The 16,125-nt window shown below is 35.5% G+C and carries 9 protein-coding genes; 4 read left to right on the forward strand and 5 right to left on the reverse strand.

Translation table 11 applies throughout. The features are described from left to right. The first annotated feature begins 81 nt into the window (after positions 1-81). Positions 82-210 carry a hypothetical protein gene (locus NK213_RS20490; RefSeq protein WP_256478807.1) on the forward strand — a complete coding sequence of 43 codons (129 nt, stop codon included), beginning with the start codon at positions 82-84 and terminating at the stop codon, positions 208-210. A gap of 67 nt (positions 211-277) precedes the next feature. On the opposite strand, the gene NK213_RS16585 is transcribed toward NK213_RS20490, so the two are convergent. Then, entirely contained in the window at positions 278-8,518 is an 8,241-nt protein-coding gene (locus tag NK213_RS16585) for an autotransporter domain-containing protein (RefSeq protein WP_253351228.1), read from the reverse strand. A gap of 500 nt (positions 8,519-9,018) precedes the next feature. On the opposite strand from NK213_RS16585, the gene NK213_RS16590 reads away from it, so the two are divergent. The 3 genes from NK213_RS16590 to NK213_RS16600 all read left to right on the forward strand — a co-directional run bounded on the left by NK213_RS16590 (position 9,019) and on the right by NK213_RS16600 (position 10,586). Next, on the forward strand, positions 9,019-9,618 hold the full coding sequence (locus NK213_RS16590) for a class I SAM-dependent methyltransferase (protein ID WP_253351231.1): 600 nt from the start codon (positions 9,019-9,021) through the stop codon (positions 9,616-9,618). Positions 9,619-9,711: 93 nt separating this feature from the next. Beyond that, complete coding sequence (locus tag NK213_RS16595) at positions 9,712-10,410, forward strand: TIGR00266 family protein (protein ID WP_253351232.1); 699 nt, start codon at positions 9,712-9,714, stop codon at positions 10,408-10,410. A 29-nt stretch (positions 10,411-10,439) separates the two neighbouring features. Then, positions 10,440-10,586, forward strand: coding sequence for a hypothetical protein (locus NK213_RS16600; RefSeq protein WP_253351233.1), 147 nt, complete (start codon positions 10,440-10,442; stop codon positions 10,584-10,586). Positions 10,587-10,812: 226 nt separating this feature from the next. Here NK213_RS16600 and NK213_RS16605 read toward each other — a convergent pair whose 3' ends face one another. From NK213_RS16605 to NK213_RS16620, 4 genes are all read right to left on the reverse strand, one after another. Beyond that, the gene (locus NK213_RS16605; protein ID WP_253351234.1) at positions 10,813-12,024 is read right to left on the reverse strand and encodes a M20 family metallopeptidase; all 1,212 of its coding nucleotides are present in this window, start codon (positions 12,022-12,024) and stop codon (positions 10,813-10,815) included. 740 nt (positions 12,025-12,764) lie between these two features. Beyond that, on the reverse strand, positions 12,765-13,511 hold the full coding sequence (locus NK213_RS16610) for a glutamine amidotransferase (RefSeq protein ID WP_253351235.1): 747 nt from the start codon (positions 13,509-13,511) through the stop codon (positions 12,765-12,767). A gap of 16 nt (positions 13,512-13,527) precedes the next feature. Next, on the reverse strand, positions 13,528-14,781 hold the full coding sequence (locus NK213_RS16615; protein ID WP_253351236.1) for a M20 family metallopeptidase: 1,254 nt from the start codon (positions 14,779-14,781) through the stop codon (positions 13,528-13,530). A gap of 83 nt (positions 14,782-14,864) precedes the next feature. Next, entirely contained in the window at positions 14,865-15,791 is a 927-nt protein-coding gene (locus NK213_RS16620) for a nucleoside hydrolase (RefSeq protein WP_253351237.1), read from the reverse strand. Positions 15,792-16,125: the final 334 nt, after the last annotated feature.

Below are 16,125 nucleotides of genomic sequence, written 5' to 3' on the forward strand. Positions count from 1 at the left end.
TTATTACATAAAGTAACAAAGATTTTAAGTAGTTAATTTAGCTTTTTTAACTACAAACATATTATACAAGGAGGTAACATCATGAAAAAACTCATTTTATTTTCAACTTTATTCGCCCTTACTACATTTTCAGTAATGGCAAATGCAATAACTTATGATACACCTGAAGAAATAATAGGACGAATCCAGATGGAAATGAGACACAAATAAACAAAACAGGAAGGTACAATTCTTAAACCTTCCTGTTTTTTTATATTTCTTTATTCACGGATATTCACTAAAATACTGCCTTTAGCATAACGCCTACTTTGTAATCACTCTGATTCCTTTCCCCCATACTGTATTCTCCGTTTAAAAAGATTCCGTAACGGTCTTCTATTTCAGTACCTATAATTGCTCTTGTTTTGAATAATCCTTTTTCTTCCTGCGCTTTTGCCAGATTATGATAAGCGTCTTCCACTGCAATAAGTCTTGCACTTTCCTGATTATTAAAATCTGCCAGTTCATATTCATAAGCTATATCAAGAGCTCCTTTTAGTTTCCAGCCGCTCTTGCTTTCATTTCCGGAAACTTTCACTTCTATACCTGCTCTGGGTTTTGCGCTCCACGCATCATTGCCTTCCACTTCCAGAGCTTCCAGCCCGTCTTCCTGAAATGTCGGTCTTGTCACATACATAAGCTTAAACCCTGCATAAGGAGATATGTTTATATTCTTTCCGGATACTATTTCTTTTGCCAGTTTATTATCGCTTGTTATACTGTATGTTTCATAACTTCCGTTTAATTCAGATATCCCGTCAGACCAGTTTATATTTCTGTCTATATTATGCATACTTGCCCTTCCGGTAATATCATTTCTAAGTGTCCATCCATCTGCGGAATACTTGTTATGACCGCCGATCTGTAATGTGTCCGCCCATTCTTCACTGCTGTTATTATCATCCATTTCAAATGAAGTATGCAGATATCCCAGTGAATATCCAAATGTATGTCTGTATGTTCTTTCTACTTCACGCAGTGCAAGAACTCCTGCTGTTTCATATGTATAATCCTCTATTCCGTCTGTATCTTCTTTTGTTCTGCCTTTTCCGGCTATAACATTTATCTTAACATTTTCTTTTGTATTATTTTTCGAATCCTGTAATAAATAAAGTGAATTTTCAAATATTTCTGCTATATCTTCTTCTCTCTGATTTATATTTGCATAGACATTTCCACCCAGACTGCCCATTATATGGTCGAATTCTTCCGCAGTTTTTATATTGTCTATTTTATCATAAATTTTTAGTGCATTCCCTTTGGCATCTGTATATTTCTGATCCAATGCCCCGGAAAAATCACTGTACCATTTATTTTTTGAGAGATCTTTATAATCCAGCTTCTGCATCCATATTGTTACACCGCCTGAATCACTTATCACCGGTATTGCATCCCATGTAAACGAGTCACTTATTACTGATATTTTATTAGTATTCAGTCCGCCGTATGGTGTTAACGGATTAAATACATTCTCCAGTTTATATGCTGTTGCATTTGTTCCCTGTGAAAAACTATTCGTTATTGTAACAGGCCCTTCTATATCAAATGACGGTGCATTAAACTGTACTGCATTTGATACAAGAAATTTTCCGTTTATATCACTTAATTCATAGTCACTGCCGGTCATTTCTGATGCTTCCGGCTTTCTTACAGTACTTGGATCCACTTTTACTATTACATTTACTCCATTTGTTTCGAATTTTTCATTTACATTTATTATTCCTGCGTTTATAATACTCGGAAGCTGGTATCTTGTGCTTTCTCCATAAAGTACACTTTGTCCGTTTAGCCCGTTCAGATTTATCGTACCTTCATTTTCAAGGATCGAATTAGTCCCGATTTGTATTCCTGTTCCGTTATCGCCGTTTATTGTTATTACTCCGTTATTATACACATAGGAATAATCTGTTACATACATTCCTATTCCTGACTTACCATTTATAATTATCTGGCCGTCATTAATAATAGCCGCTCCTCTTCTTCCGGCCATTCCTACTGAATCATCCCCTGATAATATTATTCTTCCGTTATTTTTGAATGTTCCGTTTTCTATAAATATACCCATTGCCCCGTAAGCCGTCGATTCTATAAGTCCCGTATTTTCTGCATCTGTAGTATTACCGTCAGAATAAATTCCTACTGAATTTGCTCCTAATTTTATGTTGCCTGTATTTTTTATTTCGGAAGCTTTTCCATATATTCCTATTGCATATGTACTTTGTGTTATATCATTAGGATTTATTATTGAATCTCCCAAAATCATGTCTCCATTATTCATTATTTTGGAATTTTCCCCGTAAATACCTATAACCCCTGTATTCCCTGCAGCATCAAGCAGTCCGCTGTTATTTACTTCACCGTTTTTAGCGTAGAAAAATACTGCATCTGATCCGCTTCCGCTTATTCTGGCACTATTATTTGCTGTTCCTTTATCACTGTAAAAACCTATTCCTTTTTCCCCGACATTCAGGTCTGCGAGGTTATTTACCATTGTTCCGGCATCCTGTACATATACCAGTACACTGTCTTTTCCTGCATGTATATCGCTACTGTTATTTGTTACAGCTGCACCGTTTGCAGCATAAATTGCCACAGCATTTTCTGCTCCTACTTTTATTAAAGTATTGCTTCCTGTTACAAGACTTCCGCCGTTCAGATATACACCTGCCGATCCGTCTCCCAGTACGATGCTTCCATTTGTTGTTATTGTATCAGTTCCATAAATTCCTATTACATTACTTCCGCCGTTTATTACAGAATTATTATTTATTTTCGTTCCGGCAGTTCCGAATATTCCTATCTGAGAATCACTATTTACATCACTACTGTTTCCTAATGTTATAGTACCGTCATTATCCACAGTTGTTGTTCCCAGAAGTATTCCGCCTGTATTCTCAGATGAAGCATATATACCTGTTCCCAAGCTTGAATTTACATTTATTATTCCGTTATTTTTCACTGTTACATTTCCAGATGATGTAAGCTGTGAAAATATCCCGGTACCTGTACTATTTACATTTAATATTCCTGTATTATCTGCACTTGTGTTTTCCAGTACAAGACCTTTTGCAGATGTACCGTTTATATTTATTTTTGTATTATTCGTATATACTGTTCCAAGATTTTTTACATATATTCCGTTTCCGCTGTCTTCTGCATTTATTGTAATATCTCCGTTTACAGCTCCTGTATTCCCTGTTATAAATATCCCAACGGAACTGTTTTTCACATTCAGCACAGCCGGACTTAATACATTTAACACACTGTTCTCAAGGTTTATATATGGTTTTGCCCCGTCAGATATCTGATCTGCAAGTTTATAATTTATTACAGTATTATTTTTCCCGTATAAAAGACTCCCATTTGAAACATCAAAATTTCCGCCGTTTAGGTTTATTATGCTGTTATCTCCCACAAAGGCTGTTCCGCCCTGTCCTGTTTTTATATTTCCGCTGTTTGTTACGGTACTGTCTTTAGCATATATTCCCACTGAATAATCGCTTCCTGATGTATCTCCTATCTCTATGTTCCCTGTATTTGTTATATCGGAATTTTCTCCGTATATTCCAAAACTTCCGTTTCCAAGATTAATTGTTCCGAAATTATTTACTTTTGTATTTACTGCATTATCATAAACACTGTATATTCCTGTATTCTTTGAAGTCCCCGAAATAACTGCTCCGTTATTTTCAATCAGAGCTGCTCCTTTGCCGTAAAGAGCCTGCGAATTCGAACCATTCATCTGTATCTGCCCTGAATTTCGAAGTTCTGTATGTTCTATAGCAGAATTCCCCTCTCCGTAAAGTCCCACTCCTTCATTTCCAAGAATAATCATTCCGGCTGTTTCATTTATTCCTCTTGCATTTTTCAGATATACTGCTATTCCTTTTGAAGAGTTCGTAAGATCTATTTTTCCGAAGTTGTTTGCTTCGTAAGTATTTGTGCCAACTGTTTTATATCCCTCGGCTATAAGCGCTATTATATTATCAGATGAAGGATTTGTAACTAATGTGGAACCTGAAAGATTATTAATTTCACCATTGACCACATAACCTGCCGATCCGTTCCCCAGGACTATTCCCGGCGCATTTATATTTAACACACCGTTTGCCAGTCTGCTTCTTATTACAAAAGCTCCTGCTGATGAACTTATTGTTCCTGTTCCGTTATCATTTATTACAGAACCGTTATCACCCCAGATTCCTATTCCCGAACCGTCAAATACCATGCTGCTTCCGCTGCCGAATGTAAATTCTCCGTTTCCTTCTACATATACTCCGACTCCGTTTACACCTACAAGGTGTATTTTCCCTCCAGAAGCCAGTGTCACTTCCGAACCGCTTTTTACAAAAATTCCTGTTCCTGCTGCCGTCCCGTTTCCTACAGTTATTTCTCCGTTATATGTTAGTGTACTTCCAGTATTACCACCAGCGTAGAGTCCGACTCCGTTGGCTCCGGCAGTAAGTTTATTTGATATTGTACTGCTTATATTCTGGTCTCCTGTATACATTGCCACTCCGTAGTACTTATCAGTACCGTTTACTACTGTGTCACCGACACTTATATCTCCGGTATAACTGTAATTATTCGTACCAAGTATGGCAAGTCCTATTTGACCGTTACCTCCTGTTATATTCATGTTAATTTTAGAATTACTTATTTCAGTATTTTTACCGGCAATAATTATTCCGTAACCAGTTATGTTTCCGAGATTACTCCCTGTAAGCCCCGCATTTTCAGTTATATAATAAGCAATATTTGTCTGGTTTGCAGTTCCAAGCTTTATAACTGCTCCTGTTGTTGTTACTAATGCTTCCTGACCTTTTGCATATATTGCGGTCCTGTCTCCTGTTGTGCTTAAAGTCGTATCTCCCAGATTTATAGTTCCTATTCCCGTTACCTTTACATTTTCTGAATATATTCCGATACTTTCCTTATCTTTCACATTTATCAGTCCGGAATTATTTATTATATATGATTTACCTGCTATGCTTCTCAGATTTATACCATATATACCGGCACTTTCCTGACTATTTACATTTATTACGGCACTTCCATCCTGTATAAGGGAAATTCCGCTTAATCCGTTTTTGGCAGGATTAACACTATCTTCTGATAATCCGTACATTCCCACAGAGTTATCCCCGTTTATATTTATAATTCCTTTGTTTACAGCATCTGTTTCCTCTATTGCATAAAAACCAGCCGAATTTTTATCTGAAAGATTTATTTTCCCGTTCAGGTCATTTAGTATATTTCCGTACTTACTGTATAATGCCATGGCACCGTCATTCGATCTTCCGGTCATTGTAATTGTTCCGTAATTATTTGACGCAGTCTTACTTTTATTCAAAGCTGCTGCTGTATTATCCTTTGAAAATGACTGAAGTCCGATTTTTGTATTCATTACCAGTCCTGATATCCCCGTAGATCCTGTAGTACTGTCAGTAACACTGTTTTTTATAATACCGTTTTCAGCTATAAAAGGTATTATATCCTGCCCCACTGCCGCTCCGTTTGGATTTATCAGAAAGTCCGTGAGATAAGTGTCATTTATATTTATATCACCATTATTAGAAACATACGCAAAAGTGACACTGTCTCCCAGTGATGTAAATTCAACATTAGAAAACACATCTGTAGTTATTGTCCCTGAATTTGAGTAACCAAGTACAGAATTTTTACCTAAGTCTGCTTTTAAAGCTTTTATATTAAATATTCCCGAAGAACCGCCAAAATTTTTGTTAGCTCCTGTTATTCCTATTCTGTCACGATAATTATGCAGAAGTGCTATCCCGCTTTCTCCTACTTTTACCGATGCCATCTCTTTTGGATAATTCACAGGGTCATAATAACTATCCTTATAAAATACAGCTTTGGCAATCCCGTCAGAATAAATTCCAATTGCAGTATAATCAGCGGTACTATTCCCGGTTTCCACAGCTGCATATATTGATGCACTTGTTATTGTACTCACAGGAGCAGCCGGAGTAAAAATTCCCCTGCTCTGCTCAAGCCATATTCCTGTTCCCCCGTCTCCTGCTTTAATCAGTGCATTCTGTGCAAAATCTGTTACTTCTACTACTTTTGAGTATACATTCAGATAACATGTACTTCTTCCGCAGTTTGCACTTGTATCAAAAGTTTCCCCCTGTGCAAGCCAGTTTGCGGCTGTTACGGCGACTCCTGTTCCGTCATCCAGAAAGTGACGTTCTTTTTCATTTTTATTTATATTGCTTAACTGAGCACCATTTACTCCGTAAAGAGCAACTGTTCCTTCGTATTTCGTCTCAATAAGTCCGTTATTTGTGAATTTTGCAGTGGTACCGTCTTCATTGGTTACCAGTACACCATGTGAACCTTTTCCATCTGCTGTAATACTTCCATAGCCGTAATTCAGGGGCTGGGAAGTTCTGTCATTATTTGTTGCAGTTCCGCTTCTTACATAGAATCCTGCTGAATTATCATTATTTATAGTGATTATAGCTGAATTCTCAAGAGTTGCCCCTTTGTCTACATAACCCGCAGCTGACATTTGAGAATTAACAGTTATTTCAGCAGCCTGCCCGCCTTCGGCAGCAACATGCCATTTTCCTGTATTAGAATCATACACTCCGACATTATAACTTGAATTTACCATATTTCTTACAGATCCGTTATCTCTGGCAACTATTCCATAGTTATTATCACCGTAAATACTGATATCCCCGACATTGGTTACCGAACCTTCGCCTTCTGCTCTGAGACCTGAGCTTTCTACAGCATTATCCCAGATATTTATTTCAGCATAGTTCGTAGAGCCGCCACGTCGGTTTTGCTCGAATATCTGAATAGCCGTAGTCGAAGGATCGTCGAATGCTATTGCATAATCAATGATTGCCTGGCTTGTATACATTCCAGTTGCTCTTTCTATTTTATTTATATCTCCCACGGAAACCAAATTCCCGCTTTCATCATAAATAGTATTCCCATTTGTGTTATCCTGTATAAAAGTTCCCGCTGAAGGGATAGTCCCTATATTTATTACTCCGTAGTTTGCAATAGAATGAATTGCTTTTTTTATTGCAAAACCTGTAGCTTCATCACCAAGTACATTAATTGTACCTTTATTTATGATACTCGATGTTTCCGAACCATACGTGCTTATTCCGAAATTATACCCCATATCATTCCCTGCATATGGGGAAGTCATCATCCCATAACTTCTCGAACCGTAAACATCTATTGTCCCAAGACTCTGTGCAAAAAATCTTACATTTTTCTGATCATAATCATTATCTGTGTATGTATAGCCGCCGTCATAACTAGTTCTTGGCGCCACTGCTGACGAAGGTTTCTTTCCATCCTGATTATAGTCCAGATCCACATCCGGCATCAAAAGAAATCCGGCACTATTTGGCGATTTCATTGTTATTGTCCCGTAATTATTCATTCTGACCTGAATATTGCTTGAACCTGACGGTATATAACCAAAACCTATCTGTTTTGTATAAATTCCGCCGCCTGTTTTCTGTTCTCCGGTTATAGTTCCGTAATTATATGCTGTCCACTCATGTGTCTTATAAAACGAAGTTTTTACATTATTAGGTGAAACAGCTATCCCTGCTACATTTGATTCTCTTAATGATGTCGAGGCATTTGGATTGGTTGTCGTCCCGTGCATTGCTACACCGTGATAAACAGATATTACACTCGCGTTCTGTCTTTCTATAGAAGAATTTCCTACGAGATACGCTATGTAATTATTTTCTGCCCTGAATCCTATATCGTATGCAGATGAAGAAGTCAAAACTTCTCCCGTGGAAACCATTTTATTACCAGTAACAGTAACATCTTTGGGATTCGACTGTATATTTAATTTCAGGTTAAATACTTTTACATCATTTAAAGGCACCTGCGGCGCTTCCAGACTCGTAATCAGATTAATATCTTTTTCTTCTACAGTTACCGGGGCAATTTGAAGAGAAGGAATTGTTATATCTATATCAATTTCAGGCTTTACTGCATTAACAAACTCAGGACTTCTGGCTGTAGTTTTTATTGGTACTGTATTATCCACTATTACAGGTGTAAAGTTCGCGACTCTGTTTATAGAAAAATTCTCTATTTCCCTCACCGGTACATATATTCCCAGATTCAATGATTTAGCTTCTCTGTCAGCGGTTTTAAATTCATTGAATTTTTCTCCGCCTCTGTTTTCGTCACTATAAAATAACGAAAAAAAGACCTGCCATTCTAAATACTCAGGTTTAATTACATAGTCATTTTGTGCATACAAATCTTTTAATTCTTTATTTCTCTTATTGAGAATATTCTCAATCAATTTATAATTTTTGCTGTTTGATTTATTTTTTTCTATATTTTCAGTAATACTTTTGTATAAACTGCTGCTGCTTTTATTTTCCACCTTTTTAACAGGCATAGCAAAAGTAGATGCAATTGCATTCAATGCCAAAAACATTAATAATTTTTTATTCATTTTTACTTTTAAACTCCTTAATTCTTCAAGTATCTTGCATACCTTTTAAAATATTTCACTTTTAATAAAGCTGATTATTTTTCTTTTTTTAATATCATTCTGCTAAAGATAATATTCTGTTTCCGTTTCATTTTTATACCAAAATTAAATAAAATCCTGTTTCACTATCTGATCTGTTTTTAAATTTAAACTCCAAAGCAATTTTAAAAATAAAAACATATTCAATTAAGTGTTTCAAACAAAAATAAATTTCTGTTTTCATATGCTGTTTAACGTCAGTACAAACAACCAATCAATTACTTTATTGGTATTAAATTATATTCTTATTCTTATAATTTGTCAACGTATTTTTTTATAATTCATCATGAAAATTTTAATAACCTGAGAAAATTTCAATGCTGTTATTATCTACAAATATTTCAACATTGTATTCGCTTTATTATAATTTCTTTCTATACCTAAAATATGCTATAATTCAATAAAAAATGTAGGGAGTCTGTATGAACCATTATTATTCGGAAAAACCATCTTCAAAGTCTGATATAAAAGAAATAGAATTTCAGCTTTTAAATAAAAACTTTACCTTCTTAACTGACAGCGGTGTATTTTCAAAAAATAAAATAGATTTTGGAAGCGAACTTATGCTGAAAACCTTCCTTAAACATAACAATCTCAAAAAGGGAAAATTCCTTGATATCGGCTGCGGCTACGGCCCTGTAGGGATTATTGCCAAGAGTTTTATTCCTGAACTGGATATTTATTTATCTGATGTAAATGAAAGAGCATTAGAACTTGCCGAGAAAAATTTAAAACTTAATAATATCACAGAATATAATATTATAAAATCTTATATTTTTGATAATATCCATGAAAACTTTGACTGTATATTATCTAATCCTCCTATCCGTGCAGGAAAAGATGTAATTTTCAAAATTTATGAAGAATCATGGAAACATCTGAATAATAATGGCATCTTTTACTGTGTTCTGCAAACAAAACACGGTGCCAAAAGCACATTCAAAAAGTTGGAAGAAGTTTTTGGAAACTGTGAGACACTTAATATTGATGCTGGTTATAGAATTTTATTTTCAAAAAAATAAACATTTATTAATTTTTAAAGCATTTAATAATTACATTGAATTAATAATTTAAATATGGTAAAATGTTTGAAATTATAGAAAAAGGAGTATTTTATGAATTATCGTTTATCAAATGAAGGAGCATTTCCTTTAGTTTTAGTAACTTTAAATGCTGGTGAAGAGATCAGAATCGAGAGCGGGGCTATGGTTTACCATAACGGAAAAATCACTCTTGAAGGGAAAATGAACAGCAACGGTTCAGGCGGTATAGGCGGACTTCTGAAAGCTGCGGCAAGATCAGTAGTCAGCGGTGAGGGATTCTTTATTACCACTGCGAAAGGTACTGCTAATGAAGCATTAATAGCTATCGCACCGGGATCAATCGGACAGATTAAAGAGCTAAAAGTAGGGGAATCAAAATGGTGTATTAATGACGGAGCTTTTCTTGCATGTGACAGTTCAGTTACATATAATATGAAAAAACAATCTGTAGGCCGTGCTATGTTCGGCGGTACAGGAGGATTTTTCGTAATGGAGACAGCCGGTCAGGGGACTATGTTAGTTAACGGGTTCGGAGATATCGTAGAGATAGAACTTGACGGTTCAAGTCCGTTCATAGTGGATAACTTCCACGTAGTAGCATGGGAAAGTACATTAGCATATAATATCAAAGCTGCTTCTGGTATGTTTGGATTTACTACAGGCGAAGGTGTAGTTAATGAATTTGTCGGAAAAGGTAAACTTCTTATACAGACAAGAAATATTTCAGGTCTTGCAGGATTAGTAAAACCTTTCATTCCTACAGGAAAATAGCACATAACACTACAAGAAGGGTTTAGAAAATGAAAAGACATGTAAACAGGTTAATATCAGATTTTGTACATAAAGGACTTGTTAAAGTTTTCGGAGAGAAAGGCGCATATTTCGCATGGGGCGGATTAATTGTACTTGGAATACTAGCAGGTTTTATAATGAAATTAACCAGATAAAATATTAAAAATACCTTTTGCTGCCAATGGGACTGCAAAGGGTATTTTTATAGTTCCCGGTTATAAATTTTTATGTATGTTTTATAATTACTGCATTTCTGTCAGTAAAGAAAAAAGCAGAACATATGTTATGCCTGCTTTTTTTTATGATTTAAAACCATTAACTCCTTATCTCTTTTTCATGAATAACTGCCGCCGAAATTTAAGGCAGTCTTCTTACTAATACTTATATTTTAATCTTATTATCTTTTGATAAATATTTCAATATAAACATAATATTGATATAAACAACCTTATACAAATTTTCCTCGTTAATATCGAATTTTTCAGTATGGTGTGCATGATAAGTCCCGTCTATAAGACGTTTTGACCCGAAAAAATAATAAAATCCGGGGATTTCAGAAAGAAAATAACTAAAATCCTCACCTATCATTGTAGGTCTGTCCAGAATTTTATATTCATTTTCCGGGATATTTTCTCTAAGGACTTCTATGAATTCTTCCACAAGGTCCTTATTATTTTCTAAAACAGGTGCTCCATAAACGTAATTATAATCTATGTCTGTTTTGTAAGCTTTTGCTGTGTAATATGCCGTTTCACCTATTCTGTCGTTAATATAATTTCTTATATTTTCTTTTGTACATCTTACAGTTCCTTCTAATTCTATACTCTGTGGAATTATATTGGCTGCAGTCCCTCCCTTTATCTTTCCAAAGCTGATAACTGCGCTCTCCTTAGTATTTATTTCCCTGCTTACTATACTTTGCACACCCAGAAGAATTTCCGCAGTCGGTATAAAAGGATCCCTGGCCTTATAAGGCTCTGCTCCGTGGGATTCTTTACCGGTTATTTTCAGACTGAAAGTGTCAAGGCTGCTCATGACCTTGCCAAATCCTATTCCGAATTCTCCATCTCCTAACTCATCGAATATAGATCCTATATGTGAAGAAAAAATAACATCAGGTTTAATATCCTTAAATAAATCTTCTTTCAGCATCTTTTCAGCACCGAGATATCCTTCCTCGCCGGGCTGAAATATAAACATAACACTGCCATCCAGACTGTCCTTAATCTGGTTTAAAATCTTCAAAGTCAAAAGCATTACCGCCATATGGCCGTCATGACCGCAAGCATGCATATTGCCGTTATCCGAAGCAAAGCTAAGCCCCGTTTTTTCTACTATAGGCAAAGCATCCATATCACTTCTTACGGCAATTATTTTTCCTCTGTTTTTTCCTTCAATCAAACCATAGAGTCCGTCTATGGTTTTTGTTTCACTATATTTTATTCCGGAACTATCCAGTTCCTTTTTTATATATTCTTTTGTTTTAGGTAGTTTCAATCCAATTTCAGGTATCTCGTGCAAGTTTCTTCTATGTCTTACTAAATCTTCTTTAAAATCTTTAATCATTTCTTTTACCTGATATTTATCTGTCATTTTTTCACATCCTGAGTTATTCGATTAGAAAATAATATAGTCTTTTTTGCACCGCATATAATTTCACATTTTATAAAGCACCTGCCAAACAAAACACTTACTGGTGTTCTGCGTAAATGAAATTCAAAATAAAATACATTTCAATGTCAAAACACTTATACCTCATTATTTATTCAACTGCCAAAAAGCGAATAAAGCAAGGTACTAAATTTATCGGCCTCCTTATTTTTCACGATTAAAAGTCTAATGATACGGTTAATAACCTTCTAAATCTCTTTATCACTCCCTTTCACCCTGAATTTTCAAGTCCTGTTTATATGCATGTATCTCTTGTTTTTTTCTCGGGAACACTGCTTTCAGATAACTCTCTAAATTAATAAGCTCCTTTCCGGTTTTATGAAACAAAATAATCTAAAACTTCAAAAAGCAGAACATTTTTTTTCTGCTGTCCTGAGATGAAATTATTTACTTTTATTAAATTCAGACGGAGTTCTGCCTCTTGTTTCACTTTATAAAAATAAGCAGGTTTCCTATACTTATATGTTACCTTAAAAAAAACAAAATGCAACTTATAAAAAATATATACTATAATAAATGATGTATATAAAAAATCCATTAATGAATTATTTTCATAATCAATATAATTATTTAAGGCAAGACTGTACAAAATATCCGGTTAATGGTCCGGTTATTCATACAGTCTTTTCCTTGTTTTTTTCATCTAAAACGATCTATGTTTATTATTTTTCGGTAAGCCAGCTTATAATATTTAACCATAACTTATCATAATACTTCCATTCCACGAATTCCATTGATCCCCAGTGAGGAGCAAAGTCAGATGTAAATGCCAGACTTTTCCCTTTTCCGAAGCTTCCTACGGCTATAAACGGATCACCGTTTATTTCTGCCAGTATTTCACCTGTTTCACTGCATTCTGTTGTTTTATTATATCCCAGAAAGTACGGGAATCCTTCATCTATTCCGTCGAAAATTTTATGTTCCTTTATCTTTTTAGGATTTACACCCTGAGGAAGTTCCTGTCTGTCGTCTTTATCCAGAAGCTTCACAGGCAGTATATCCTTAACTGCTGTTTCGCCGTATCTTGTTTTGGCATCCACACCTGTAAATGACATGTATCCGCCTATCATTACAAAGGCCCCTCCGTCATTTACATATTCTTTCAGAAGTTCACATCTGTTAGGTATTTTCATCCCTTTAGCAAATACCTGATCTGGAAGAAGAAGTGTATTTGATCCTATATCAGATAAAAATACCACATCATATTTTTTTAGTTCTTCAAGAGTTACAGGAAACTTTTCGGGTGCAAGGTGATTCGGTATATAATCCACCTCTATCCCGTTTTTTTCCAGTCCTTCTTTAAACCATTTTACACCTTCCTCATATTTGCTTGTAGTAAATGTATCAAAACCTTTTATGTGAATTGTATGGCTTGTCCATGATTCACCCGCTATTAATATTTTAGTCATTACGCTATCTCCTCTCCTAAAAACTCATAATTAAATCTGCATAGATTTTTATATATTTGAAGTATTCGTCTATACTTATACTTTCATCTATACTGTGACAATCCACAAGCCTTCCGGGCCCTAAAATAACAGTGGGGATATTTCCGATATTTTTCAAAAGTCTTGCGTCATTCCCCGCTATTCCTCCATTTATTGGAATATCAGCTGTTTCATTTGCCTTCTCATGAACGAATTTTACGAATTCATCAGAAGGATCCATTTCAAAACCGCTTCCCAGCTGATAGATTTCTACTTCAGGAAGATTATCCTTCAAAAACTCATCTCCCTGTGAACGCAGAAATATCCGCCCTTCAAATTCCTCTTTTACCTGCGAAAAACTCATAATCCCGGGTAAATAATGAACACAAACCTTGAATTCACAAAAATCAGGTACAGTAGAGCCTGCAGTTCCTCCGTTTATCACTCCTACATTTAATGTAGGGGGAGGAAGTAAAGTATGTTTATATTTCATAAGCCATTCTTTTTCCAGTTCTCCCAGTTCATGAATGAGGCTTACCGCTTTTTCTATAGCATTTACCCCGTTCCACTTTCCTGCTGAGTGAAGTGCTTTTCCTTTTACCGACACTTTGAAAAATACAAATCCCATATGGGCTACAAGAATTTCATTGTCAGATGGTTCGCACACCACTGCTGCATCTCCGGAATCTTTATTCATCATAGCTGTGATAGTCCCGTTTCCTCCGCCTTCTTCATCAGCCACAGACATTATCTTTACATTACACGGCAGTTCAAGACCTGAGTCTTTTATTAATTTTACCGCCATTATTCCGGCCATAAGCCCGCCTTTCATATCTGTACTTCCAAGTCCGTAAAGTTTTCCGTCCTCTTCCACAGGGTCCAGCGGATCATGTTTCCACGCTTCTTTTTCGCCGTAAGGCATAGTATCTATATGACCGTTGAATATAATCGTTTTATCTTTTTTTCCCTTAAAGTCACCGATTACATTATATCTGTCTTTATTATTATGTCCTAGATTTCCTTCGTTATACATTTCATATGCCTGTTTTAACAAAGTTTCATCAAGATCTTCTTTTTTTATTTCTGCTCCAAGATCACCGAGAAGTTTTTCAATATACTCCTGTCCTTCCTTCTCTTTCCCTCCGAGTATTCCGTGTCCTATTGTCTGAGTATCTATACTAAGGAGTTTTTTCAGGTGTCCAAGGTACTCTTCTTTTTTATCATCAAATGTTTTTTCTAATACATCAAGCATACCTTTCTCCTTTAAAATTTATCTACCAAAAGCCATATTTTTTAGTGTCAAAATACTTACATATTATTTTTCCGAATAAAGTATTACTTATATAATTTTAAAGTTTCATATACTATATTCCAGAATTTATCAAAATCCAATTTTACCGCCACATCTGTATTTGGTGCAGTTTTAAGTATTCCAAAATAGTCACACAGTGTTCTTCCGTAAGAGTCTTCACTTTTCAATTCTATTTTACAATACATAGGCTTTGTTTCTATACATGACGGGTCTATTAGATAAGCTACTGTTGTAGGATCATGTACAGGAGGTGCGCTCCACCCGAATACATCGTGCTGTGTTTTGGCAAAAAACTCCATTAAGTCTACGAATAATTGAGATGCTTTATTATTCAGACTTCCTATTTTTTCTACTACTTCTTTAGTGGCAAGAGCCTGTCTAGTGAGATCCAGTCCCATCATAACCAGCGGAAGTTCTGAACTGAATACTATATATGCAGCTTCCGGATCAGCCCAGATATTAAATTCTGCGGCAGGTGTCACATTTCCGAGCTGATATGCTCCGCCCATTAATACAATTTGTTCGATTTTTTCCTTAATACGCGGTTCTTTTCTTAATGCCATACCTATATTACTAAGCGGCCCTGTAGGTACCAGAGTTATTTTTTCATCAGAACTCATTAGTTTTTCTATAATATAGTCTACAGCGTGCATTTCTTCGCCCTTTTTAGTTACCTCATCAAAGTGGGGACCATCCAGACCTGTTTCACCGTGTATATCATCAGCGATTACCTGTTTTCTGACTATAGGCCCTGTCATCCCTTTATATACAGGCACGTCTATTCCGAGATGAGAGCATACTTTCAGAGCGTTGCTGAATGTTTTTTCTACAGTCTGATTACCTGCGACTACAGTAATTCCTAATAAGTCTATTTCCGGATTAAAAGCTGCCAGCATAATAGCCACAGCATCGTCATGACCGGGATCTACGTCTAAAATTATTTTTTTCATGTAACCTCCTAAAGTTTTATCAAACTAACACTTTAAGTAACTGATACCTTCCGTTGTTAAAACTTTTGTACTCGCTGCTTTAGAATTTCAGTACAAGCGTTAACTAATCAGAGTGCTAGAGTTTTGTCTACCTAGCACTTCAAATAACTTATAACTGACGTTGTCAAAACTCTTGTACTCGCTGCTTTAGAATTTCAGTACAAGCGTGAATTAATCAGAGTGCTAGAGTTTTACTTACATTGGAACTCAAATAACCCATACCTTACATTATCAAATCCCTTGTACTCGCTACTTTAAAATCTCAGTACAAGCGTGAATTAATCAGAGTGCTAGA

The organism is Sebaldella sp. S0638 (assembly GCF_024158605.1).
In the GTDB taxonomy this organism is placed as follows: domain Bacteria; phylum Fusobacteriota; class Fusobacteriia; order Fusobacteriales; family Leptotrichiaceae; genus Sebaldella.